Source organism: Hydrogenovibrio sp. (genome assembly GCF_965140365.1).
GTDB lineage: Bacteria > Pseudomonadota > Gammaproteobacteria > Thiomicrospirales > Thiomicrospiraceae > Hydrogenovibrio.
The window spans coordinates 695028-718507 of the sequence record NZ_OZ223196.1; the positions used below are offsets into that span (position 1 = coordinate 695028).

24 protein-coding genes are annotated in these 23480 nt (G+C 47.7%); 14 read left to right on the forward strand and 10 right to left on the reverse strand.

Going from position 1 to position 23480, the window contains the following annotated elements; translation table 11 throughout:
- The first annotated feature begins 14 nt into the window (after positions 1-14).
- The 8 genes from mshL to AC0KH7_RS03300 are packed head-to-tail and all read left to right on the forward strand — an operon-like array spanning position 15 to position 10000.
- Positions 15-1766, forward strand: a complete 1752-nt coding sequence (mshL, locus tag AC0KH7_RS03265; RefSeq protein ID WP_472370662.1) for a pilus (MSHA type) biogenesis protein MshL — start codon at positions 15-17, stop codon at positions 1764-1766.
- Positions 1767-3098 (forward strand): tetratricopeptide repeat protein, encoded by a 1332-nt coding sequence (locus AC0KH7_RS03270; protein ID WP_472370664.1) that lies wholly within the window; start codon positions 1767-1769, stop codon positions 3096-3098.
- Positions 3099-3107: 9 nt separating this feature from the next.
- Complete coding sequence (locus tag AC0KH7_RS03275) at positions 3108-4790, forward strand: GspE/PulE family protein (protein ID WP_472370666.1); 1683 nt, start codon at positions 3108-3110, stop codon at positions 4788-4790.
- Between the two features lie 10 nt (positions 4791-4800).
- Positions 4801-6006 (forward strand): type II secretion system F family protein, encoded by a 1206-nt coding sequence (locus AC0KH7_RS03280; protein ID WP_472370668.1) that lies wholly within the window; start codon positions 4801-4803, stop codon positions 6004-6006.
- The gene (locus tag AC0KH7_RS03285; RefSeq protein WP_472370670.1) at positions 6006-7583 is read left to right on the forward strand and encodes a hypothetical protein; all 1578 of its coding nucleotides are present in this window, start codon (positions 6006-6008) and stop codon (positions 7581-7583) included. Before AC0KH7_RS03280 ends, AC0KH7_RS03285 begins: the two co-directional genes overlap by 1 nt.
- On the forward strand, positions 7580-8218 hold the full coding sequence (locus tag AC0KH7_RS03290) for a hypothetical protein (protein WP_472370672.1): 639 nt from the start codon (positions 7580-7582) through the stop codon (positions 8216-8218). Before AC0KH7_RS03285 ends, AC0KH7_RS03290 begins: the two co-directional genes overlap by 4 nt.
- The gene (locus AC0KH7_RS03295) at positions 8215-8553 is read left to right on the forward strand and encodes a hypothetical protein (protein ID WP_472370674.1); all 339 of its coding nucleotides are present in this window, start codon (positions 8215-8217) and stop codon (positions 8551-8553) included. The genes AC0KH7_RS03290 and AC0KH7_RS03295 overlap by 4 nt, the downstream gene beginning before the upstream one ends.
- Positions 8540-10000, forward strand: a complete 1461-nt coding sequence (locus AC0KH7_RS03300; protein WP_472370676.1) for a DNA recombination protein RmuC — start codon at positions 8540-8542, stop codon at positions 9998-10000. The genes AC0KH7_RS03295 and AC0KH7_RS03300 overlap by 14 nt, the downstream gene beginning before the upstream one ends.
- 6 nt (positions 10001-10006) lie before the next feature.
- Here AC0KH7_RS03300 and AC0KH7_RS03305 read toward each other — a convergent pair whose 3' ends face one another.
- Positions 10007-10390, reverse strand: coding sequence for a response regulator (locus AC0KH7_RS03305; protein WP_472370678.1), 384 nt, complete (start codon positions 10388-10390; stop codon positions 10007-10009).
- 251 nt (positions 10391-10641) lie between these two features.
- On the opposite strand from AC0KH7_RS03305, the gene rpsP reads away from it, so the two are divergent.
- The 6 genes from rpsP (at position 10642) to AC0KH7_RS03335 (ending at position 14409) form a co-directional block, all read left to right on the forward strand.
- The gene (gene rpsP / locus AC0KH7_RS03310; protein ID WP_472370680.1) at positions 10642-10884 is read left to right on the forward strand and encodes a 30S ribosomal protein S16; all 243 of its coding nucleotides are present in this window, start codon (positions 10642-10644) and stop codon (positions 10882-10884) included.
- A 26-nt stretch (positions 10885-10910) separates the two neighbouring features.
- Positions 10911-11459 (forward strand): ribosome maturation factor RimM, encoded by a 549-nt coding sequence (gene rimM / locus AC0KH7_RS03315; protein WP_472370682.1) that lies wholly within the window; start codon positions 10911-10913, stop codon positions 11457-11459.
- A gap of 2 nt (positions 11460-11461) precedes the next feature.
- Positions 11462-12175, forward strand: a complete 714-nt coding sequence (trmD, locus tag AC0KH7_RS03320; RefSeq protein WP_472373779.1) for a tRNA (guanosine(37)-N1)-methyltransferase TrmD — start codon at positions 11462-11464, stop codon at positions 12173-12175.
- Between the two features lie 104 nt (positions 12176-12279).
- The gene (gene rplS / locus AC0KH7_RS03325; RefSeq protein WP_472370684.1) at positions 12280-12627 is read left to right on the forward strand and encodes a 50S ribosomal protein L19; all 348 of its coding nucleotides are present in this window, start codon (positions 12280-12282) and stop codon (positions 12625-12627) included.
- Positions 12628-12722: 95 nt separating this feature from the next.
- On the forward strand, positions 12723-13616 hold the full coding sequence (xerD, locus tag AC0KH7_RS03330; protein ID WP_472370686.1) for a site-specific tyrosine recombinase XerD: 894 nt from the start codon (positions 12723-12725) through the stop codon (positions 13614-13616).
- Positions 13617-13683: 67 nt separating this feature from the next.
- A complete protein-coding gene (locus AC0KH7_RS03335) occupies positions 13684-14409 on the forward strand; it encodes a DsbC family protein (protein WP_472370688.1) in 726 nt (241 codons plus the stop codon).
- A 48-nt stretch (positions 14410-14457) separates the two neighbouring features.
- Here the strand turns inward: AC0KH7_RS03335 and AC0KH7_RS03340 are convergent, their stop codons facing one another.
- From AC0KH7_RS03340 to AC0KH7_RS03380, 9 genes are all read right to left on the reverse strand, one after another.
- Positions 14458-15696 (reverse strand): hypothetical protein, encoded by a 1239-nt coding sequence (locus AC0KH7_RS03340; RefSeq protein WP_472370690.1) that lies wholly within the window; start codon positions 15694-15696, stop codon positions 14458-14460.
- 12 nt (positions 15697-15708) lie between these two features.
- Entirely contained in the window at positions 15709-16923 is a 1215-nt protein-coding gene (locus tag AC0KH7_RS03345) for a hypothetical protein (protein ID WP_472370692.1), read from the reverse strand.
- Between the two features lie 101 nt (positions 16924-17024).
- Positions 17025-17711: an RluA family pseudouridine synthase gene (locus AC0KH7_RS03350; RefSeq protein WP_472370694.1), complete on the reverse strand. Its 687-nt coding sequence runs from the start codon at positions 17709-17711 to the stop codon at positions 17025-17027.
- Between the two features lie 250 nt (positions 17712-17961).
- Positions 17962-18168, reverse strand: coding sequence for a sigma factor-like helix-turn-helix DNA-binding protein (locus AC0KH7_RS03355; protein WP_472370696.1), 207 nt, complete (start codon positions 18166-18168; stop codon positions 17962-17964).
- Positions 18169-18448: 280 nt separating this feature from the next.
- Positions 18449-19030 carry a hypothetical protein gene (locus tag AC0KH7_RS03360; RefSeq protein WP_472370698.1) on the reverse strand — a complete coding sequence of 194 codons (582 nt, stop codon included), beginning with the start codon at positions 19028-19030 and terminating at the stop codon, positions 18449-18451.
- Positions 19031-19043: 13 nt separating this feature from the next.
- Positions 19044-20438 (reverse strand): hypothetical protein, encoded by a 1395-nt coding sequence (locus AC0KH7_RS03365; RefSeq protein WP_472370700.1) that lies wholly within the window; start codon positions 20436-20438, stop codon positions 19044-19046.
- Positions 20435-20794: a hypothetical protein gene (locus AC0KH7_RS03370; protein WP_472370702.1), complete on the reverse strand. Its 360-nt coding sequence runs from the start codon at positions 20792-20794 to the stop codon at positions 20435-20437. The genes AC0KH7_RS03365 and AC0KH7_RS03370 overlap by 4 nt, the downstream gene beginning before the upstream one ends.
- Before the next feature lie 501 nt (positions 20795-21295).
- A complete protein-coding gene (locus AC0KH7_RS03375; protein WP_472370704.1) occupies positions 21296-22414 on the reverse strand; it encodes a P-loop NTPase family protein in 1119 nt (372 codons plus the stop codon).
- A complete protein-coding gene (locus AC0KH7_RS03380) occupies positions 22407-23480 on the reverse strand; it encodes a PriCT-2 domain-containing protein (RefSeq protein ID WP_472370706.1) in 1074 nt (357 codons plus the stop codon). The genes AC0KH7_RS03375 and AC0KH7_RS03380 overlap by 8 nt, the downstream gene beginning before the upstream one ends.

Consider the following 23480-nt stretch of genomic DNA (forward strand, 5'->3'; position numbering starts at 1 on the left):
ATGAACAGATAATCATGAAAAAAATAGCGTTAATTCTCCCAGGCCTGCTTTGGATTTTGACAGGGTGCAGTACATCGGATGATGTGAAACGAGAGCCGTTGGCACCGCCGGTTTCGGATAAGTTTAATCTGGAAGGTCACTTGAAGCCCGAAGAGGGCCTAAATAAGGCGGTAGCCAAGCCGGCCGCGATTCCTGATCTGGTGACCGACGACCCCATTAACTTGGACCCAAGCCAGCAAAAAGCGATTAAGCGTTACAGTGTGTCGGCCATTGATGTCCCGGTATCGGACTTGTTATTTAACTTGGCGAAAAATGCCGGGAAACAGTTGGATTTATCGTCATCGGTGCAGGGCCGGGTAACCATTAATGCCATCAACCAGCCGCTGGATCGGATTCTTCTTCGGGTGACGACGCAAATCGGAGCGCTTTATGAAGTGCAAGGCAATACCATTGTCATCTCGCCCGATAAGCCTTTTTGGAAGACTTATGAAGTTGATTATGTCAACGTCACCAAGAACATTAATGATTCCACCGTTATGAAAATGTCGGTGGGTAATGTGGCACAAGGCGTGAACCTGAATAACGGTAACCAAAACAGCCAGTTCACTCTGGACACCAAGGCCGTGAACGATTTTTGGAAAACGCTGGAAGAAAATGTTTCGGCCATGGCGATGCTGGAGGTGAAGCCAGTGAAAACCGTGTCCCATAAACGCACCTATGATGGGGATCGCCAATCGAACCGACAGGATATAGGAGAAGATGACTGGGAAGGGTCTTATTTACAGGACAGCCGGCGTCAGGCGATGGAGACGGTGACATCAACCACCTCGGAAAAAGTGCAAAATGTGGTGGTCAATAAGGAAGCCGGCCTGTTAACCGTGTTTACATCCGGACGTCAGCATAAAGAAATTGCCGCCTATTTAGAAAATACACTGCACCGCACCAATAAACAGGTGCTGATTGAGGCGACGGTGGTGGAAGTCGAGTTAAATGACCAATACCAGGCCGGGGTGGATTGGAGTGCGGTGACGTCGAATTCGTCCGGTTCCAGTGCCATTACGCAGAGTCTGTTGGGCAGTAACTTGTCCAGCAATCCGAACTTTTCGATTAATTTGACCTCTTTGGGCACCTGGGATTTCTCGCTGGGCATTAAGTTGCTGCAAAAATTTGGTGACACCAAGGTCTTGTCCAGCCCGAAAATCATGGCGATGAATAACCAAGCCGCTTTATTGAAGGTCGTGAAAAACGAAGTTTATTTCACCGTTGATGTGAACCGAGAGTCCGCCACTTCGGTGAGTGCGGGCTTTACGACGTATGAAACCATGGTCCATTCAGTGCCAGTCGGCTTCATGATGCATGTGACCCCTTTTATTACCGACGGCGGCGAAGTATCGTTGAATATTCGCCCGACGTTATCGCGCATCGTCAGCTATGTGGACGACCCTAATCCCGAGCTGGCGAAAGAAAATATTGTCAGCAAAATACCGGTGATTCAAGAGCGGGAAATGGACTCGGTGTTGCGGTTACGTGATAAGCAAACGGCGATTATCGGCGGGTTGATTCAAGATACTCACAGCAACCAGCGCGAAGGCGTCCCCGGCCTGGCGGATATTCCTTGGGTCGGTGATTTATTCTCTTATCGTGATGACACTGTGCAAAAGTCGGAACTGATTATTTTCATTCGCCCGATTATTATCAATAACCCGGATATTGAGCACGGTGATTTGAAAGCCATGAAACCATTATTACAAACGAAGAGCAATTAAATGAGTGTGTTGCTCGATGCCTTGCGAAAAGCCGCAGCGGAAAAACAGGTGGCGGGAAGTGATTTACCAAAAGCGCCCAGGCCTGGCCAAAACCAGGAAACGATAGCCGGTCATCGTTTCGATACCACCAAGGCTCCGTTGGAATCGCCTGCTGGGATAGCTTCTTCCGAAAAAGATGGCTCGGTGGCTGTATCGAGAGACAAGCACTCTTTGGCTGTCGAGCCTGCGTTATCGACGGTTGGTGATGCAGACTGGAGCCTGTCACAAATACCCGGCTACCAAACTGAAAGCCTGCAAGAGGAAGTAAGGCGCAATCAAGCGCATGGGGTCTTGCAAGCCATGCGATCGACTCAAAAACATGCTTCACACCCGGTGCGTTGGCTCGGTGGTAGCGCTTTGGCCGTTTTTATTTTCGCTGGGTTAGGGTATTACGGCTGGGCCTATTTTCAGATGCAAACTCAGGCGATGAATCGTGATTTGGCAGGCTATCAAACCGCGACGCCGGTGATGTCGGCATCCTCTAAGAATAAAGCGTTGCCTTCCAGTCACACTGTCGCCGCGGTCGAGGCACGTCCCGCTCCCGATATGGCTGTGGCGAGTGATGAAGCCGGTGCAGACATGCCGGCTAAAACCGCTTTAAACCCGGAAACGAAACAACGATTGCAGAAGCCTTCAAAAGAACTTGAGTCGCCGCCTCCGGTAACGCCGGAAAGGCATTTGAAAATTGTAGCGGTGACTGAACCAACGGAGGCTGAAAAAGGCTATCAAGCCTATCAAGCGGGGCAGTTGAAACAAGCACGACATTTTTATACGTTAGCTTACCAGCAGGATGCCGAGAACATCGCCGCTTTATTTGGTCTCGCGGCGGTGGCCGTTAAACAGGGTCAAAAATCGAATGCTCTACGCTATTACCAGCGTATTGTCGAGTTGGACCCACAAAACCAAGCCGCACAAGATGCCGTACTGATGTTGAATAGCCAGATGCAGGGAGACACTAAAACAATCGGTTCTCTGGCAGAACGGGCACGGCGTTTTCCGAACAATGCCGCACTTCAAGCCGCTAGGGGGCATCAGCTTGCCCAGAAAAACGATTGGGTTGCGGCTCAAAAACAGTATTTTAAGGCCTACCAACTGGCGCCGGATCGTGGGGATTACGCTTTAAACTTAGCCGTGAGCCTTGATAAGCTGGGCGAATATGCCCTAGCCAAACAATATTATGAAGTCGTCTTGCAAGCCTCAAACAACCCTTTATCGGCAAAACGAAAAGAGCAAGTGCGTCAGCGGGTAACGGCTTTGCAAGCGTTTTTAAAACAGGAAGCAAACGCCTCATGAGAGGGTTGTATGGATAAAGGACGCCTTGGCGATCGCTTGGTCGAAGCCGGTTTTATTACTCCGGATCAGTTGCGTATCGCATTAACGGAGCAAAGCGTTACCGGAAAAAAACTCGGTAAAGTGCTCATTACGCTTGGTTTTTTGTCGGAACATGATGCACGTCAGATACTCGGGGATGTCGTTGGGTATTCTTCGATGTCTTTGCAGGACGTGGTGCCAGACTCCAAAGCGTTGGAGTTGGTGTCGGAGGATTTTGCCCGTGCCAATCTGGTGATGCCGATCAGCCTGGACGATGATCGCATAAAAATCGCCATGGCCAGCCCAGACGACATTTTACTGATGGACCATCTTAAGCGGCATATTCAGGGCGATATCCGTATTGACCCGGTCTTGGTGGTCGAAAATGAGATTCAAAATGCCATTGACCATTTTTATGGCTATGAGCTGTCCATCGACGGTATTTTAAAGGAATTGGAAACCGGGTCGCCGGAAGCGTATAACCGCTCGACTCAGGATGAGTATTCCCAACCGATGGTGCGTTTGGTGGATAACATTTTGACCGACGCCGTCAAAAAAGGTGCTTCGGACATTCACTTTGAGCCCGAAGAATATTACATTCGTATTCGATATCGTATCGACGGTGTTTTGCAGGAAATCCGGTTGTTACATAAATCTTTTTGGTCCGGCTTGGTGGTGCGTTTGAAAGTGATGGCCAACTTGGATTTGACCGACCAACGGATGCCGCAAGACGGACGGATGGAACTGGTGGTGCATGGGCGGCAGATTGATTTCCGGGTGTCGTCTCTACCGGGGCGTCAGGGTGAAAATTTTGTGTTGCGTATTTTGGATCGTGAAAAAGGCATCGTGCCGTTGAAAGACTTGGGACTCGATTCGGAGAGCTATCATGAGCTGAAACTGATGATGTCGCGACCGAACGGGATAGTGTTGGTGACCGGGCCAACCGGTTCCGGTAAAACCACCACCCTGTATTCCATGTTGAATGAAATGAACCGGGAAGGTGTGAATATCATGACCTTGGAAGACCCGGTGGAGTATCCGATGGGAATGGTCCGGCAAACGTCGATTAACGAAGACATCGGTATGACGTTCGCTACGGGTATTCGTTCTATTTTACGACAAGACCCGGATATCATTTTGGTGGGGGAGGTGCGTGACAGCGAGACGGCGGAAATGGCTTTTCGGGCGGCGATGACCGGGCATCAGGTATTGACGACTTTACACACAAACTCTGCCATTGGCGCGATTCCGCGTCTATTGGATATCGGCATTTCACGCGCCATCCTGTCGGGGAATATTACCGGGATTTTGGCGCAGCGTTTGGCAAGACGTCTCTGTGAGCATTGTAAGGAGGCTTATCAGCCGGATGGGTTTGAACGACGTTTGCTTGGCTTGAACGATTCATCGGAATCGGTCTTATATCGCGCTTGTGGTTGTGCAGGCTGTAACGGTATCGGTTACAAAGGGCGTTTGGCTATTTTGGAAACGTTGCGTGTGACCGATGAAATGGACGACATGATTATGGCCGGGCAATCACAGCATACGATTTTGGAAAAAGCGCTGGAAAACGGTTTTTCGCCGTTACTGCAAAATGCTTTGAAGCGCGTTCGAGCCGGTGAGACCTCTCTGGATGAAATCAGTCGAATTGTGGATTTGACGGAATTGGTATCGTGAGAGGGCGGTAATGGAAATCTATCGTTATACTGGCGTTAACCGATTTGGTAAGCGAGTGCGCGGAGAGGTTCAAGCGTCGAATGAACGAGACCTGGAGCAACGTTTGCGCTCGGCGCAAATCGATTTACTGTCGTTTAAAGTTAAATCGCCGGGTTTGTTTGGCGGTTTTGGACATCATAAAATTTCCCGGCGGCAAATCATCACCTTAACGACACAGTTCAAACAGTTGATGAAAGCGGGCGTCCCGTTGATGGAAATTATTGATGATTTACGCAAGTTCGATGATAGCGATGCGATTCGGGAAATGCTTTCGGCCGTATATGAGTCGATGGAGGGCGGACAAAGTTTTTCGCAAGCCCTGAAACCTTATGAAAACCGTCTGGGAAAAGTGTACATCGCCTTGGTGGCCGTCGGTGAAAAAACCGGTCAAATGACAGCGGTCTTGAGCCGTTTAGAGGCCATGTTGAAGTGGGAAGAAAATCTGGCCGTGAAAACGAAAAAGGTGATGGTGTACCCGTCGATTGTGGGCCTGGTCGTTTTAGCTGTGATTTTAATGATGATGCTGTTCGTGGTGCCGGAGCTGGTGACCTTTATTCGAGAAATGGGGGGCGAATTAAGTTTTGCGACCGAATCGTTGATTGCGGTATCCGGGTTTATGCAACATTATTTGTTGGAGTTGGTGTTGCTGCCATTTGGCATCTGGCTGGGATTAAGGTGGTGGAAGGCTCGCTCGCTTGATTTTCGCGTGCAGTTGGATCGGTTGCTTTTTAAGGTTCCGGTGATCGGTTCCGTTGTCTATAAATTGAAAATCGCCCGTTTTGCCAGTACTTTGGCGGTGATGCACAGTGCCGGTATTAATTTTGGGGAATCTTTGGCGCTATCCGCGTCGGTCGTCGATAACGCTTATTTGGAGCGGAATATTCAACACGCTATGGCGCTGATTGAAGAGGGGGAGACGATACACCAGGCCTTTTCATTAGCGGAAGTCTTTCCGCCGATGGCGATCCGGATGGTTAAAGTCGGCGAGCAAAGCAGTAATATGGACGAGGCGCTTCGTTATGTCAGCGATTATTACGATGCAGAAGCGAAAGACAGTATTGAGCGGGTGGAACCGGCGATAGAACCTTTCTTGACTGTGGTGATGGCTTTGGTCGTCGGCTGGGTCATGTTGGCCGTTCTCGGGCCTGTATATGAAACCATTTCAAAGGTGCAGTGATGCGTTATTGCTTGTTTTTACAAGATTCGGGGATTGAAATTGTCGATATGCAGGCGACGAGCCGTCAGCATTTGGCATCGGCGTCGTTGTCTTGGGAGCCGCAGGCTATTCGGGATTTGTTACAAGTTTTAAAGCCCTCGGCCACCTTATCGTTGGTGCTCGATTTTTCCGATGAGTCATTGCATTATGAATGGGTTCCGAAATTGTTTCCCTGGGAGCGCCCGGCACTGGAAAAACGCTTGAAAAGCCGGTTTGAGAAAAATGCGTTTGTACACGCACACTGGTTAAAGGTTTATCAAAAAAATGCCGAGGGGCGTGAAGAACAGTTAATTCTGTTAGCGAGTGCCCCCCATTCCAGCAAACTTGATATGCTATTGGGTTTGATTGAAGAATACCGGTTGGGGTTACGGGAGGTTTATTCGTATGCGTTTTTGGTGGAAACCTGGTTTTTAAAACAGGTTTCACGGCGTTTAAGCTTGAAAGGTAAAGCGCTTAAACGACCGTTTATTCTGACACTGCAGGAAACCGAACAGCGTTTTCGGCAGTTTGTGTTCATTCAAGCACGTTTGCGTATGAGCCGGAACATTGAGTTGGATACGGAGTCTCAAACGGAAGCGGTTTCACGCACTTTGGTCGATGAAAATCGTGCCACATTACGTTACCTTTATAATCAAAAAATGGTGCCTTTTGAGGCCGAAGTCGGACAAGTGTACCTAGGTTGTGATGCCGACAAGTTATCATCGGTGATGGGCGCATTCCAAGCCGGCTTGGTGTCTTCTGGGTGGGATAGATCAAAATTGGTGATGAAAGGGGAGTCATTATCGAACCTTTCCAGCGATGTGTCGGTAGCAGATGAAAAAAGGGTGCAGATGGCATTGGCACAATTTTTAAAGTTTTCGCCGCCCGTAACATTTTATCAAAACGCCTATACTCATCGCATCGGCCGATTGTGGCAATGGAACCGGTTGCTATGGCTGAGTTGGGTCGTGATTGCTTTACTGGGCGCTTATGCCTTATTACAAGCGGCCATTGATAATTATGTGTTAATCGAAAAAGAGCAGCGCCTTGTCGTCAAAAAGCAACAATTTACGCAAGATAGGCAGCGTTTGCAGTCTGTTATTAATCTGCAGTATGACGCGGAAGATATGAAGGCGACAGTCGAATTTTTTGACCGCCTAAAACGCGTCAAGCAGCATGGTTCCGTTGGGCGGGAACTCGCTTTGTTGAGCCAGGTATTGAGTCGACATCCGGCGATTGAGCTGACCCAGATTAGCTGGAAGCGCCGCCCCACCTTGGATAGTGAACGGGTTTTGGTGACCTTGTCCGGCTATGTGAAAGGTGGGCAGCGTTATGAAACGCTGTTAAAAAAAGCGGATGCTTTTAAACGAGGGATGCAAAAGGACGAGCGCATTGATGAATTGAAGTATATCAATGAACCTTTGAATCGTAATGCGGCACAGGCCTTGTCTGTGGAAGGACGTTTGGAGCAAAAGCCACAAAGGTTGCCATTCAGCTTGACGTATCGTTTGAAAGTTTTTGAACCATTGGTTTCGGTCAACCCGGAGAAGGCGTCATGACGTGGCTCGATTCGGTTTGGTTGCGGCGTTATTTGGCCTGGCCTCTTGGCATATTGCTGTTCACAATCGTGTTGATGCTGTTGGCCGGTTGGTTTTTAACACAACAGAAGGCCGGCATACAAAGTGGTCTTCAGCAAAATATGGCGCAGTTGGATCGGTTAGTACGACAGGTTGAGTTTCTTAAGAAACAAGAGCAGTTATTTTATGAATATGGGGCGTCTTATTCTCAGATTAATCCGGAAGATTTAGTTGCTCAGCAAGGCCGAGTTGCTTGGACGGACGCGTTGCTGAATATTCAAAAATCGTTGGCATTGAAGCCTTTTAAAATTCAATTTGAACCGGAAAAAGCGCTGCGTCAAAGTGATTTGAAATACATTCCTTTGGAAAAGCCGATTTTCTTTTTTACTCGGTTGAACCTGTCGGCCGGATTGCAGTCGGATCGGGATATCGTAACGTTATTTCAGCGCATTTCAGCCGACATTACCCCGTTTTTTTTGATTGAAGATTGTGATCTCAATAAAGAAACCAACAGGTCGTCGCCAAGCTTTAATCTGAGCAAAGGCGGCATCAGTATGCAGTGTTCCGTGATTTTTTTCGAAGCCAAACCACGAGAGTTCAAAGGACAAAGCTTATGAAGTTTAAAACCCTGTTATGGACCTTGTTGTTGACGGCTACAGGCGGCGTTCAGGCAAAAGAACTGGAATTAAAGAGGTTGTTTTATACGCCGGAGCAGCGGGTTCAAATCGAACAGGGGCGTCAGGCTTATTTGAACCCATCGGCCACCCCTCGACATTCAAGGCCGAAACAAGACCAGACGCGTACCAACGACAAGCCAAGAGTATCCGCCATTATTGTGATGCCAGATGGCCAACGGCAGGCGCGAGTGGGCGGGCAGTACAAATCCATGTCGGATAATAACGTACAATTAAACGCGCAAGGAAGGGTGACGAAATCAAATGATGTGGAGTAATTTTGTGGATGTTTTTCTGATTAACCCATGGGTTTGGGGGTTGTTGGTGTTTTCGGTTGGGGGTGTCGTCGTTGCGGCCCGTTTCAAACATCAGCGCGATGCCGCTCAGGAAAAACTGCCAGGCCTGGCCAAATTAGAGGAAGAAGTGGACGGGCTGCAGGCTCAAAATGAACGGCTGCAGTCTGAAATGGTTGAGTTGCAGGTCATGAAAGGTGAGGCGAATCAGCAGCGTGAACAGGTGGCTCAACTGCGCCAAGACCTGGCGGCACAGCAGGCTCAGTACGAGCAACTGCAACAACGTTATGCGCAAGCGCAATCCGACTTGTCTGGGATGCAAAATCGATTGGAGGCCGAACGGGAAAGTCACGCGGAAAAGCTGGCGCTGCTTGAAAATGCCAAACAAACCTTGATGCAGGAATTTAAAGTACTGTCGAATGAAATTCTTGATCAAAAGCAGCAGCAAATGCGTCAGCAAAGCAAAGAGACCATCGGCGGCTTGATTCAACCGGTACACACGGCGCTGAACGAGTTTAAACAGCGAATCGAGGCGGTGCATAAAGAGGACCTCGAAGGGCGGGCTTCCTTAACCGAGCAGTTGCGGCACCTATCGGAATTGAATCAGTCGATGACTCAGGAAGCGCAAAACCTCACCAAGGCCCTGAAAGGGGACCAGAAAATGCAGGGCAATTGGGGGGAGTTCATCTTAAAAAAACTGTTGGAATCCAGTGGCCTGAGAGAGGGCATTGAATTTGAAACCGAGAAAAGCTTTACCGAAGAAAACGGTCAACGGTTACGCCCCGATGTGGTGATTAACCTACCGGACAATAAGCATGTCATCATCGATTCCAAAGTGTCGCTGTTGAGTTACGAAGAAGCGCTGAATGCAGAGGATGAAGCCGAAAAACAAAAGCATTTCAAAGCCCATTCCGCGAGTTTAACCAAACACATTCAAGCGTTGTCGGAAAAACGTTACGATCACCTTTCGCTTTTGAACGCGCCGGATTTTGTGTTGATGTTCATTCCGATTGAAGGGGCTTATATGATGGCCATTGAGCAAAATCCGACCATCTTTGAAAATGCCTTTGATAAACGGGTTGCCGTGGTGACGCCGACCACGTTGTTTACGACGTTAAAAACCATTGAACAGCTTTGGCGCTATGAACGTCAGTCCGAGCATACGGTGAAACTGATTCGGCGTGCGGCGGATGTACACGATAAGTTTGCGGGTTTTGTTGAGACGTTTGAAAAAATTGGTAAGCAGTTGACGACCGTGCAAGGTTCCTATGATCAAGCCAGAAAGCAAATGATGAGTGGCAGCGGTAATTTGGTTCGTCAGGCTGAAATGTTGAAAGAGTTGGCCGGAAAAACCAAAAAAGAAATTCCGCAACATCTTTTGGATGAAGCTGAGGGCGCCCCTCTGTTGTCGGAAGAAGCCAAAGAGTCTTAAAAAGCTTTAGTGGGCGTTGAGCGATTTAGCAAGCAGTTGTTTGACCGCTTCAATCATAGTCAACGGTTGGAAGGGTTTGACCACCCAAGCCGAAACGTGCATTGATTTGGCTTGCTGTTTGATGGTGGGGTCGGTTTCCGCCGTCAACATCAATATTGGCGTCTCATGGTACTCCGGTTGTTCCCGCAACCATTCGACCAGTTCCAACCCCGTCTTGTCCGGCATTAAATAATCGATAATGAACAGGTCATAATGGGTTTGTTGAGCATATTCCAGTGCCTCTGTTGCCGAGGCGGCCAAGTCCAGATGCCAGTCTGACTGGGTTTTGAAGGTGAATTTGAGCATGTTTCGGATGACGTCAGCATCATCGACGGCCAGTAAGTGTGCCATAGATTCCCTTCTCCCAATTCATATTAACGCCATTCTAGCAAACCCATTGAAATTCCAAGGAAATAATTTTGGGTGACGAAGGCAATAAATGCCTGAAAAAATTGAAAACTTTTTAGTTTTTGGTATATAATCCCGCTTTTCCAGTTTTCAGCTGGTGAATGGACGTAAAAAAACAAAGCGAGTCATCGTTTTAGTAGAAGAATTTGTTAGCAGGGTTTCCTGTTATCGCCGATCAAGATAGGAGTAGTCAAATGGTCGTAATTCGTTTAGCCCGTGGTGGCGCCAAAAAGAACCCTTATTACCGTGTAATGGTATCCGATCAACGTAAGTCCACGACTGGGCGTTTTATTGAACAAGTTGGTTTTTATAACCCAACGGCACGTGGGCAGGAAGAAAAGCTTCGTCTTGATTCGGCGCGTATCGAGCACTGGGTGGGCCAAGGCGCTCAAATGAGCCCTCGCGTTAAGAGCCTGGTTGAAAACGCCGCTAAGTAATCGTTACGGATACAGTTAGGTGTCAAATGTCTTCTTCGCAAGACGAACATATCATTCTCGGCCAGATTAATGGCATTTACGGTGTTCAGGGGTGGGTGAAAGTTTTTTCACACACCGAGCCGCGAGATAATATTTTGAATTATTCCCCTTGGCGCCTGCGTGTTAAAGGGGAGTGGCGAACGGTATCGTTGCAGGACGGGCGTTCTCAATCCGGTGGCAAATCCATTATCGCGAAACTCGACGGCATCGATGATCGTGATGTCGCCCGTGAGTTTATGGGATGTGATATTGCGATTATGCCGGACCAATTGCCGGATACCGATGATGGCTATTATTGGCGCCATTTAATCGGTTGTGAGGTAATTAACCAGCAGGGCGACGTGCTGGGGCAGGTTTCGGAAATTGTTGAAACCGGCGCCCATGACGTTCTGAGGGTGACGCAATTCTCGCCGTCCGGTGAAACGCTGTCCACGTTGATTCCATTTGTGATGGACACCTTTATTTTGGCCGTCGATGTCGAGGCTAAGCAAATTCAGGTGAACTGGCAACGGGATGACGAAGATTCCGAAGGGTGATGATGCGATTCGACGTTATCACCCTGTTTCCTGAAATGTTTTCAGCGTTACTGGAATCGGGGGTTTCTCGGCGAGCTTATCAGGATGGTTTGTATGGGTTTCAAACCTGGAACCCACGAACTTACACGCTGGATAAGCACAAAACCGTTGATGACCGGCCTTATGGGGGCGGACCGGGTATGGTAATGATGTATCCGCCATTGAAAAAAACTGTGGAGGCTATTGCCGAAGCGAGTCACGGTAACCCGCATGTGGTTTATCTGTCTCCGCAAGGAGCGCCTTTAACGCAGCAAAAGTTGACGGAATTAAGTCGGCACCCCGAGTTAACCTTGGTGTGCGGGCGTTATGAAGGCATTGACGAGCGGTTCATCGAATCCTGCGTTGATGAAGAGATTTCGGTCGGTGATTTCGTCGTCAGTGGCGGCGAACTGCCGGCCATGATGTTGATGGATGGCTTGATTCGCTTGATACCGGGCGCATTGGGGCATGAGCAATCCGCTGAGCAGGATTCGTTTTCGGACGGTTTGCTGGATTGCCCGCACTATACCCGCCCGGTTGAAGTGGATGGCTTGGCGGTACCGGATGTTCTGCAAGAAGGGCATCATGCGAAGATCGACGCTTGGCGTCACGAACAAAAGCTTGCCAGGACCAAGCAAAAACGTCCTGACTTATACACGGCCTACTTGGCTCGGCAATCGCAAGAAGCTGAATCGTAGCCGTGTTTGACAATTCGGATTCAACCTCTGGCAGCCTGTCTGTGAATGTTGGATAAAACTCATTTCAGTTCGATAGGAGCTGAGTTAATTTGGAGTGCTTAACGATGAGCGATATCATCAAGCGTATTGAAGCGGAGCAAATGACGAAGGAATTACCTGAGTTTGGTCCGGGGGACACAGTGGTTGTCCAAGTAAAAGTTAAAGAAGGCGATAACGAGCGTCTGCAGGCGTATGAAGGGGTTGTCATTTCCAAACGCAACCGTGGTTTGAACTCTTCTTTCATTGTCCGTAAGATTTCTCACGGTGTGGGTGTTGAGCGTACATTCCAAACCTACAGCCCGTTGGTTGATTCCATTGAAGTCAAGCGTCGTGGTGACGTAAGACGTGCGAAATTGTACTATCTTCGTGATCGTTCCGGTAAATCGGCACGTATCAAAGAGAAGGTTAAGTAATTTCCCGATCGAAAGCCCTCCCAGTGAGGGCTTTTTTGTTTTTGCTCCAGTATTTTTTCACATTTCCGTCGGTATGACTGTGCTATCGTTATTCCATGTCACCGAACCTGCCAAATGATATTTCCGATTTTATTCAGTTTCTACGTTTAAACGAAGGTTTGAGCGATAATACGTTGCAAGCGTATCAACGTGACCTAAAAAAGTTTTGGACCTTTATTGAACCGATTCGATTGACTCAGGTCGAGCGGGATCAAGTAGAAGAGTTTTTGTTTCAATGGCATGAAAAACAAGGCAGTGCGCGGAGCATTGCACGTTGCTTGTCAACGTTGAAACGGTTTTATCAGTTTATGGTGTCCAATAAACGTATGGATCAGGATCCCGCCGGGGCGGTCAAAGCCCCGAAACTGATTAAAAAGATTCCAAGAGTCCTATCGGAGCAGCAGGTCGAAGCCTTGCTGAATGCACCGGATGAAACCACGCCGTTAGGCTTGCGTGATAAAGCCATTTTAGAATTGATGTATGCTTCAGGGTTGCGTGTTTCCGAATTGGTTAATTTACCCTACGAACAGATTAATTTATCGGCCGGCCTGGTTCAGGTGACCGGGAAAGGTAAGAAAGAGCGCATTGTGCCGATTGGCCAGTTAGCGATTGAAGCGGTATCAGATTATTTAAAATCCGCCAGGCCTGCCTTGTTAAAGGAAAATAAATGGGTGCCGACCTTGTTTGTGTCACGTCTGGGGCGCACCATGACGCGGCAGACGTTATGGCATCGTATTAAAAACCTGGCGTTTGATGCCGGTATTCAGGGGGACTTGTCGCCTCATGGGTTGCGACACGCTTTTGCAACCCATCTGATTAATCACGGCGCGGATTTACGGACGGTGCAATTGCTGTTGGGCCATTCCGATTTGTCGACCACACAAATTTATACGCATGTCGCCAAAGCGCGTATGCAAAAAATTCACCAAACGCACCACCCGAGAGGTTGATTGACGGTGGCTTCGTTTTGGTTTGAAAGAGATAAACAGTATTGGAAATGAAACAGTAGGATAAAAAATGAAAATGGGATTATCTAAATTGAAACCCTTATCAATCGGTATGACGTTGCTGGCCTTCTCTGGTTGGGTACAGGCGGACGAAGCGGTTATTCAAAAGAAATTGCAGCAACTGATTCCCGGAGCGCCTCCGGCAGACATCCAGAAAAGTCAGATTCCGGGTTTATATCAAGTGTCCATTGGCCCGAAAATCGTTTATATGAGTGCGGATGGTCAATACTTGGTATCCGGCCATATTGTCGATTTGAATACCCGTGAAAACCTCACCAAAACTGCTCAGAATAAAGCACGCAAAACGGAATTGGATAAATTGTCTGCCGACAGTATGATTGTCTACCCCGCCAAAGGCGAAGCCAAGCGCACGATTACCGTGTTTACCGATATTGACTGTCCTTACTGTCGAAAGCTGCACAAAGAGGTTCCGGCCTTGAACGAGGCGGGGATTGAGGTTCGCTACATGGCGTATCCTCGTGCCGGAGTCGGTTCTCCAGCTTATCAGAAAGCGGTGTCGGTGTGGTGTAGCGATGACAGCCGTCAAGCCATGAATCAGGTAATGGAAAGCGGTCAAGTGGCGGCGAAAACCTGTCCGAACCCGGTGCAAAAAAATATGAAAGAGGCCGAGGCGTTCGGTGTCAGTGGCACACCGAACATTGTCTTTGATTCAGGTGAAATGATTCCCGGTTATGCACCTGCCGGCGACTTGATCAAAATGCTTATTAAAGGCTGAGACGATAGGCCGAAAGGGATATAAAAAAGGGGCGGTTCGCCCCTTTTTCTATTCTTTGATATTCAGTTCCGGCGCGTGATAACTGTATGGGTTAGGGCGAGAAGCTAATTCTTGAGTGACGGTTTCCAAATCCTGTACTTTCTTTTGAATATGGTCCTGTTGGGATTTCAGTTCGGTCACTTGTTTACTCAGTTGCTTCAAGCTACTGTCGATGTTTTTCAAAGCGCCGGTATTATTGGAAAGATTACTCTTTGACTTTGACGAGTTGGCTTTCATTTGTGATTCCAGCGTCGCTTGGATTTTTTTCAACAACTTGCGCTGTTCACTGACCGACCAGGAAATACCGTTCAACTTTTTCACTTGCGATTCGGTTAAGCCCATAGCGGTAACCTTTACCGGTGCCACGGTTGATGGGCTGGTTTTATGCAGTGTCGAGGCCTGTATTTTGGCTTGAACGTCCTGAATTTTTTGCAACAAGGTTTGAATGCTGGCATATTGCTCAGCGCGTTCACTCGCGTATTGTTTCAGGTCTTTTTGGACGTCTTTTACCATGTCACCGGAAATTGCCGGTGCCATGGCGGTTGGGTCGGCCTTGGGCTCTGAAACGGCGAGTTCTGCTTCCGGTTTAGCGGAAGACGCTTCCGGCGATTCGGCTGGTGCGGCCTCTTTTTTTGCGTCAACGGATGTCTCCGTCTGTTTCGGAAGGTCGGCGCTGGTGCCTTCGCTTCTTGGAATGTTCAAACGTTGAATATCGGCTGCTAAAGCTTCAATCAGCGACGACAGCTGATCCACTTTGAGGTTCAGGTTTTTATTGAAGAGCGTATTTTCTGTGGTGATGATGTCAAGGACATCGTTTTTCAGGTTTTCGTGCTTTTTATTCAGGCTGTAATAAAGCCAACCCATGACCCCAACAGAAATAACGCTGACGGTAACGGATACCGACATCATAATGGTAATGGCGTTTTTGGCCGTTTTTAAGTCATTCGACGCTGCACGAAGCGACTGACGCCAGGCGACGTTCGAATCCGACAATTCAATGACTTGCGCTTTTTGTTCGTGGGAGATTTTAATCGCGGCTTCGGCGGCCGACTGGCTCTGCTCCGCGGCTAATTGCGCGGTGCGGGCGGCTTCCAGTGACAGGGCCGCCGCATCCAAATGGTCAGCATTCCCCGAAGCTTCCAAGGCTTTGTTTTTTTCGGAGGCTTTTTCCACTTCTTCCTGCATATCGGCCGAAGCGTTTTCCAGTTGCTCCAATTCGTCTAGTAAATCGTCCGCTGTATCACTCATAGTGGATTGCCTTTATTTTTTACCCAGCGCGTTGATGCGGCTTTTCAGGGATTCATTTGTTTCTTTTAGCTCGATGTTTTTACTGCGAATTTCCGACAGTTTTGCCAGCAATTCCTCGTTTGAAACAGCCGCATTTAATTCGGATAATTCAATTTCATAGCCCGCATTCTTGGCGGCTTCAAATGCTCGTTCCGTCGCTTGGAAGGTGGCTTCAATCGCTTTTTGTGTTTTATCGGCCGATGCCTGGGCTTTTTTAGAGACTTCCAGTGCAAGCCGTGTTGCCTCATGAGCGGTTTCGGCGACTTCTGAGCCGATTTGTTTCACTTCCTGGTCAATCGCAATGGCTTCTTCCATGCTTTCGATGCTGTCCGACGCCTGTTCAATCAAGTCGGAGGTCTCACCCTTTTCCGAAGGTGGGGAGGGCGGTGTTTCGTTTTGGGCCTCTTCCACGATGTCTTCGGTCATGGCTTCCGGCTCGGGCTCAGGCGAGTTGGTTTGTGTGGTCTCCATGCCTTCGGCAGTCGATTCAGCCTCAATGTCCGGTAGGGCTTCATCCGTTGTCATTGCATCGTCTGGCAAAGCGCCATCCTCCGCCGACGGAGCGGTGTCTTCTTCGGCATCCGTAGACTTTTCATCGCCGAGTGACTCGATTTCTGACTCGGCCGCACTTTCTATGGCGTCGCTCTCTTCCGGCAACTCTAAAGACTCAATGGCTTCGTCTTGAAAATCGTTTTCCAACTCGGCCATTTCATTTGCCATGGCGGCAACGTCATCGGCATTCTCTTCTGCTGGCGTTTCATCCGTTTCAGCGACCGGTTCGTCCATTGATGGCTCGGGCGTTGATTCTGGTTCCTCTTCGAGCGGGGTTTCCAGTGCGTCGGACACGTCGTCTTCTAGCGTCTCGGAAGTGTTTTCAACTTCGGCGAGCAGTTCGTCAACGGTATTGGCTTCCTCTTCGGTGAACGGTAATTCGCTGTCGGCATTCGGTTCAGCCGTTTCTTCGGCCTCTGGGGGAAGTTCGGATTCGGTGGATGCTTCGGGTTCCGGAGCCTCCTCGGACAGTTCCTGTTCGACATCGGTTTCCGCCAACTGGTCGAGCGCGTCTAATAATTCATCGGCATTCGACTCGGAGGCCGGTGTTTCGTTGGATTCGGTCATGGATTCCTCCCCCATCATTTTCAGCATTTCCTGAGTCGCTAAATCGTCTTTTTCCATATCCGCGGTCATGATTGAATACCTTTTAAATACGTTCCGCTATCTTAGCGCAATAAGGTCGGTTTGTGATACCGGACGCTTATTGCGGATATTATTGCGAAACTAAAAGCATTTTATGTGCCAGTTAGGTAGTTATTTAGGTTTTCGTTGTGTTCGAAACTCAGCTTTTGACCATGGGTCGGGTGGCTGAATGAAAGGGCACAAGCATGCAGTAACAGCCGTTCGGCCATTTCAAAGCTACGGGAGTCGGCATAGAGATTGTCGCCCAAAATAGGGTGGCCGAGAATTTTCATGTGTAGCCGAAGCTGATGAGAGCGGCCGGTAATCGGCGTGAGTGACAGAAGCGATAGGCCATTGCCAAGGTCTTTGGCTTGCCATTGGGTTGTCGCCGCTTTTCCTTGCCGGAAGTCGATCATCTGCAAAGGCCGTTTTTCCCAGTCGCATCGCATTGGAAGCTGAACCTGTCCTTCGGGCTGGCTGAGACGTCCATAGCAAATGGCTTGGTAGCGCTTGTCCGTGAGCCGGTCTTGGAATTGGATGCTGAGGTGGCGATGTGCCGCTTTGTTTTTGGCCAGCACCATCAGGCCGGAGGTGTCCATGTCCAGCCGATGAACTATTAGAGCTTCCGAACAGTGGGTTTGCACCTGCGCCAGCAGATTGCTTTCGGGATGTACATTGCGTCCTGGTACCGATAGTAAACCGGATGGCTTATTAATAACCAGCAGGGCTTCGTCCTCATAAATAAGCCAGGCCGGGTCAAAGGGAATGTGAGGAATGTCGGTTCGATAGGCGGCGGTCATGGCGTTGTGAGTCTGGTAGCGAATGGAGTCGGAAACCGTAAAACGGATGCGTTAAAATAATGGCCTTTATTGTAAAAGAGAAAAGGTTCGATGAGTCATAAAGTTTCAGTGATTTTTGTTTGTTTAGGCAATATGCAAAACTTATTAATAACCAATTGAAATTAAAAGGTTTTCTTTTTGGTGTGTGCCTTTTTTGTGGTGCATTCGGCGGTGTGGTGCAATGGGGCAACTTTTGCCGTATGGCTATGACTTAACCAGACTGGTGGTGTATTTCGTTATCAACAATCAGACTTGAACGCGCCGGGATGGTTTCTGTTATAAGGTCGTCGATTTGATAACCTTTCTGGCGTGCGAGTTTTTGAAGTTTGGCAATAGCGCGCAACTCTATGAGTCGAACCGCGCCGGTTGTTATACCTAGCTGGCGGGCAACCTCTTCACGTGTTAGCGCGTCCTGCATCGTCACATCCCGTTAAGCTCTGCCACCGTTACCTTGGCCTGCATACGCCCTCGAAAGTCGTCGTCGGCTTCATTAAGGCCGCGTTCATGGAATCGTGTTCCAATCCAGCAACCTATTAGCAAGTCATTAGAGTAGCAATATCTGAATTTCATAAGATAACCTTGTTTGAATTAGAGGGCTTCATTCTGGTAGTACGGGGAAGCCGGGAAAACCGCGTAGTTTTTATTCTTGAAGTGCGGGAAAAACCAAAAACCGCATTTGGACGGAGACCCCCAAACCTTTAAGCCGCTGGAAGCATCACCTTATGATCGGTGGCGACAATATCCAGCTTGCCTTTTAAATCTGTCAGTTCTTCATTTAGCTTTGCATATTCACTTAACTGCGCTTGTGTCTGCTCTGGCATTAACACATCAAGAAAAAACTGAAAGCCGTGTTGGTAAGCGTGCTGCTGGTGAAGCGTATCAGGTTCAAACACAAATAAACCGCTGCTAATTTTTCCGATTAACGCACAAGCAATGGCGTTGGCAATTTCATGACGCTGGCCTTTTAGGTAGTTATCACGGCATTTAGAGGTAAACCAGCTAAATAGAAAATTGGGATTAGCGCCGTAATTTGTCAGGGCGGTGGGGTCAATCATATTTGTAACCTGTCCGAAAACTTGACTGGCTTGTGCTAAATCTGAATCGCTTGGCTTATAGGTCAAAAGCAAATCATTCCATTTTTTGCGCTGTGTCGGCGGTTGTAGTTCGGTTTCGAGTTCTGAAATTCGCGTTTGCAGTTCAGTCACGGCTTCGGTTTGAACCTTGTCAATTTCGGCATTGAATTTCTCAAGTAATTGAAAATATTTCTGTGTGTTTTTCATGGGGTAAATCTCCTTAAAGTATTTTTGAATAATCGTAAATCATGGGCTTTTCTAATAAGGCAATCACGCCCGCCACCGCATTGGCAAGGTCATCATGTGCGCCCGGTGCATGGTCGATAGAATCACGACCGCCACGGCTTGTTCTTCGCTCCAATGAGCAAATCTGTGTTGTTAGCCGTTCGTTGTCGAGTAGTTCAATTAACCCGCTGTTCATCTTCGGCAATAAGTCGCGGTATAAATCACTTCTTGGCTTTGGTGCAATCTCATAGTTAATGCCATGCTCTCTAAATCGTTCTCTTGGCCACTCTCCAGCGTATCGGTCGCCATAGACTTCACTAATGCGATATGTTTTTAAGAGCGCTGAGAAGTCACTCACGACGCTTTCTGGGCTAAACGGTGGTTTTACTTCTCTGGTGGCATCTAGCACCATCATGCCGTTTTCTTCGGCGTGTCCTATTGCCAAAGTCATGGCATCGGATGAACCACCGGAGGGGTCAACAAAACCAAAGTATTTATATTCGGATAATGGCGGCAATTCATAACGGCCTGTGACTACTAAATTTTCCACTGCTTCACGGCTCACATAGGCTTCAAGGTCGCTTCGGAACTGTGCGCCATACTCTGCCTTTGCGCTCTCTGGGTCGCGTTGATATGCTTTGCGAATAAAACCAAGGTCTAGGCTTGGGTTCATGGTCGCGGCGCTTGCTTGTGCGACTAAGATTTCTTTATCGTCTTTACCAAAGTAGCGTTTATAAGCGTCATAAAGAGCGCCACGTTTTGCGTAAGGTGAGGAAAGAGCGATCAATTTACCGTTAAGGCTAGCCATTGCTGGGCGTAATGCATTGATGATTTCAAAGTCGGGGTTTGCGCTATCTTCCGAACGCCAAAAGGCTATTTCATCAGCGATAACGCAAGGGATAGAGTAACCTCGAACCGCCCTGAATGATGCTGTACCCACTTCAATAGCGGCTCTGTTGTTTAGTTCTATGCTCTCTTTATCTTCTCTAACAATCATCTGCTCAAACATGGGGTTTGAATGCAGTAAGCCGCTGATATATCGGAATGCTGAACGCGCCTGTTTGCGGTCTGCGGCCAGTACCATGACGGTGGCAACTTCACCCGGTGCCAGCTTGTCGGCATGGTCATTAAACACGGCTTCATATATCGCTAGTAGCGCGCTTATATTTGACTTACCGCCACGTCTGCCCACGGCCAACCATAATTCATCATGTGGGGTATCTGGTAACGCCTGACGGCCTGTTAAACGCTTGAACGCGTCCGTTTCTTGTTCATCTAGTTCTAAACTGTAAAAACCCGCAAGCAATGCACGCCACGCCTGCCAACTATTGCCGGAAAACTGTTCTCCGAATAAGTCCGGGTCTGTCATCAAGTCGCGGATGGTTATCATTTAACGGTTTCCTTTTTTGCCGCCATGAATTGACTGATTGAAAGGGGTTCTTTAGCCACTCGGTTTAGGCCTAATTTGCTGTAAATGCCTTGCAAGCTGTTCACGGCCTGCACCCACTTCCCGGAATCGAATTCACCATCTGAAATAAGCTGTTGCTCTTGCTGTTCAAGATGAAACTCAAGGAATAGCGCCCGATCTATCAGGCTCTTTTGTTGGTAACTCAAACCAGAAAGGCCGCCTAGGTCATTGCATAGCTGAACGTGTCGATTTCTAAGCTCCACACTAATGGCGGTTCGCTTGTCTAGCTTGGAAAGCCAATTGGGTGAATAGTCCTGTTGCGGTTCTATCGTTTTCATTTTGTAACTGGTGCCTAAATGGTTTGTTTCTGCCCTCTATTTTACTGATATTTTGGCTTGTGTACATTAAAAAATGACACACAATAGATTATAAGTAATTGAAATATAACAAAATACATTATGTTATTATAACAAACAAATATTATTTTTTAGTTTTCGTTGCTTGGTGGTGCGGTTCTTTGGTCTTTCTTCTGAAATAGAATGGCGGGAGGGGTAGGGGTCTAAAAATAACCAGAATTTAAGCAAGTGAATATTTAGCCGTTCGGGGGTGTGTTGTTTCTCTCTATACCCACCCTATTGAAAAACTGAATACTAATAAAACTAAACAAACTAAGCAAACTAAGCAAACTGTGCAAACTCACTGTTTATAGGGGTTTCAAGTCTTCACTCTTCTGGTGATTGCTAAAATCGGCATTTTAGTTTTCCAGTTTTCCAGGTGTGTGGGTCAGACATAAAAAAACCGCCATTACAGCGGTTCAAGTTAATAACTTTAAGGGTTGATTAAGTGGCTTTTCTGTTCTGGTCAATTGATACCCACCAATTGAGTTCATAGGTCTGGGCATTCTTTTCTCCCCTCTGGGATTGCCATTTGTGTTCCTTGTTCTGGTCGTCGCCGTCATACCGGTTCAGGATTTTTCTAACCCGGTCTTTAGTTGTGCCTATGTCTTCATGCACTAGCCTTACCAAATCCGTTTTTAGAATGTTCGGCTGTTGGTGGATAATCTGAATGATTGATTCCACAATCTCGGAATCTTTTTCCAGTTGTTCGTTAATCTTTCTAACCTCTCGGGCGCGTTTAATTTCTTCATCTTCCAGCGCTCTGACACTGTCCAGCTTGTCGGTGTACTTCACGTCCGGGCCAGACTTATATTCATAGCTGATTCGTTCCACAACATCGCCACGGTTTTTAATATTTGCAAACTCCACCACCTTAACCCCGCCGCTATTACTGATTTCATCAATCACATAAGCGCAATCCATATCATCAATAATATCACTCGTTCCTGCTGGAATGAGATTGTTCTCCATGTCCCGGTGCTTGTTCGTGTGTGCCAGCATAATGACCGAACCGCCATGACTGATAAACTGCCTTACAATTTCAGCAAACTGGCTTGATTTGTCCTTTTTCATCAAGTCAGTAAACTTTTTAAGCGTGTCCAAGATGATGATTTTACCGCTTGCCTGTTGTGTGGAAATTAACTCGTTCAATATGCCGGTAAAATGTTTCGCTTCAAATCCATTATGACCGGGTGCAAGCATATTAAACCCATAACGTTCGGCCAGTTCCAGTTTGAAAACAAGGCCTTTATAGGTGTCATCAGCATTCACATAAAAAACATCACGCCCATTTAGTTCACCTTTTTTTATTGCTTCTGTGATTAGCCAAATAGTTAAAAGCGTTTTCCCGCTGTTGGGTTTTGCATAAAAAACGGTTCCTTGACCTAATAGCGCAAGTTGTCCCAAGATATATTTATCATCAAGCATTTTCTGTTTCATTACGTTAGCACTTCCATTTAAAACAAACTGTTCAAGTGAGTATTTAGGCTGGTTTTCCAAATTGTCGGGCAAATGGTGCGGCACTGGCTTAGACATTTGCGGCTTGGTTTCAACATCAGGCATGACAACCTCCTTGCACGGCTTCGGGGTGCTTCTCGATCGCATAGCCTAAATCCAGAATTGCTCGGTCGTTGAAGTCGTTGCCGTCTTCCCATTCTTGAAAGTCTGGCTTGATGATTTCAGCGTTTGCAGATATAGCCGCCTTTTCAGCCGCTTTAATGCCTTGCGGGTCGCTGTCCGTGCCAATAATGATTTGAGTGTTTGGGTAACTATCTCGAAAGGCACAAGCTACCGCTCTCAGGTTTCCAGAATCAAAGGCCACGATTACCGACCATTCTGGCGTGTAGTGTTCGGAAAGGCTGGCACCTGTGGCAAATCCTTCACAAATTACAATCGGGGCATTTTCAACCCATTGAATCGGATAATAGCCACCGGATTTTTTACCGCCTTTTAGGAAGCGTTTGTCACCATCTGGGGATATAGCTTGAACGTTCATAAGTTGCCCAATAAAAGGCGCATAACTTCCGTAAATAGGAATGATTAGCCAGCCTTTAAAATATCCGTCATTGCTGATCAGTGCACCATGAGTTTTAATACGTTTGCGAACTAAATAGGGATGTTCTTTTGGTGCAGGTTGGCAATGTTCGATAAGCTTATACGCTTTTTCTGAAACCCTTAAATGTTCATTAAGCTGTTTTTTCTGTTCAAGCTCTCTTTGTTTAGCTTGCTCACGGCGCCGCTGTCGTGCTTCTTTTTCACGCTTGGCAAACTCTTCTCGGCTTAACTGATCTTGTTCAGGTTGCCAGCCGTTGGCCTTGGCTTGGTGTATGAGTGTTGCAATAGTAATGCCGCCAGTAGTCGAAATGCTTTTCCATGTGCTTTCAAAGTCTGCATTGTTAAAGTTATCAGCGTTTGCACTCCATTCTTTTGCAATATCTTTTCCAGCATCGCCAAACTCAGACTTAATCGCCATTAAGGTTTTAACCCAATCTTCTCTTGGGCATTGCGGTTCTATGAAATTCAATAGGTCAAGTAGGCTTTTAAGGTTGAGCGCCATTACTAAATTTTTGTTATAATTATCATGAGCATTATTGTTTAGGCGGCTGTTCTCTGCGGTCGCTTCTTTCAT

Coding starts and splice junctions, on each gene's coding strand:
- mshL (WP_472370662.1), top strand. CDS start 15: ATGAAAAAAATAGCGTTAATTCTCCCAGGCCTGCTTTGGATTTTGACA.
- AC0KH7_RS03270 (WP_472370664.1), top strand. CDS start 1,767: ATGAGTGTGTTGCTCGATGCCTTGCGAAAAGCCGCAGCGGAAAAACAG.
- AC0KH7_RS03275 (WP_472370666.1), top strand. CDS start 3,108: ATGGATAAAGGACGCCTTGGCGATCGCTTGGTCGAAGCCGGTTTTATT.
- AC0KH7_RS03280 (WP_472370668.1), top strand. CDS start 4,801: ATGGAAATCTATCGTTATACTGGCGTTAACCGATTTGGTAAGCGAGTG.
- AC0KH7_RS03285 (WP_472370670.1), top strand. CDS start 6,006: ATGCGTTATTGCTTGTTTTTACAAGATTCGGGGATTGAAATTGTCGAT.
- AC0KH7_RS03290 (WP_472370672.1), top strand. CDS start 7,580: ATGACGTGGCTCGATTCGGTTTGGTTGCGGCGTTATTTGGCCTGGCCT.
- AC0KH7_RS03295 (WP_472370674.1), top strand. CDS start 8,215: ATGAAGTTTAAAACCCTGTTATGGACCTTGTTGTTGACGGCTACAGGC.
- AC0KH7_RS03300 (WP_472370676.1), top strand. CDS start 8,540: ATGATGTGGAGTAATTTTGTGGATGTTTTTCTGATTAACCCATGGGTT.
- AC0KH7_RS03305 (WP_472370678.1), bottom strand. CDS start 10,390: ATGGCACACTTACTGGCCGTCGATGATGCTGACGTCATCCGAAACATG.
- rpsP (WP_472370680.1), top strand. CDS start 10,642: ATGGTCGTAATTCGTTTAGCCCGTGGTGGCGCCAAAAAGAACCCTTAT.
- rimM (WP_472370682.1), top strand. CDS start 10,911: ATGTCTTCTTCGCAAGACGAACATATCATTCTCGGCCAGATTAATGGC.
- trmD (WP_472373779.1), top strand. CDS start 11,462: ATGCGATTCGACGTTATCACCCTGTTTCCTGAAATGTTTTCAGCGTTA.
- rplS (WP_472370684.1), top strand. CDS start 12,280: ATGAGCGATATCATCAAGCGTATTGAAGCGGAGCAAATGACGAAGGAA.
- xerD (WP_472370686.1), top strand. CDS start 12,723: ATGTCACCGAACCTGCCAAATGATATTTCCGATTTTATTCAGTTTCTA.
- AC0KH7_RS03335 (WP_472370688.1), top strand. CDS start 13,684: ATGAAAATGGGATTATCTAAATTGAAACCCTTATCAATCGGTATGACG.
- AC0KH7_RS03340 (WP_472370690.1), bottom strand. CDS start 15,696: ATGAGTGATACAGCGGACGATTTACTAGACGAATTGGAGCAACTGGAA.
- AC0KH7_RS03345 (WP_472370692.1), bottom strand. CDS start 16,923: ATGACCGCGGATATGGAAAAAGACGATTTAGCGACTCAGGAAATGCTG.
- AC0KH7_RS03350 (WP_472370694.1), bottom strand. CDS start 17,711: ATGACCGCCGCCTATCGAACCGACATTCCTCACATTCCCTTTGACCCG.
- AC0KH7_RS03355 (WP_472370696.1), bottom strand. CDS start 18,168: ATGCAGGACGCGCTAACACGTGAAGAGGTTGCCCGCCAGCTAGGTATA.
- AC0KH7_RS03360 (WP_472370698.1), bottom strand. CDS start 19,030: ATGAAAAACACACAGAAATATTTTCAATTACTTGAGAAATTCAATGCC.
- AC0KH7_RS03365 (WP_472370700.1), bottom strand. CDS start 20,438: ATGATAACCATCCGCGACTTGATGACAGACCCGGACTTATTCGGAGAA.
- AC0KH7_RS03370 (WP_472370702.1), bottom strand. CDS start 20,794: ATGAAAACGATAGAACCGCAACAGGACTATTCACCCAATTGGCTTTCC.
- AC0KH7_RS03375 (WP_472370704.1), bottom strand. CDS start 22,414: ATGCCTGATGTTGAAACCAAGCCGCAAATGTCTAAGCCAGTGCCGCAC.
- AC0KH7_RS03380 (WP_472370706.1), bottom strand. CDS start 23,480: ATGAAAGAAGCGACCGCAGAGAACAGCCGCCTAAACAATAATGCTCAT.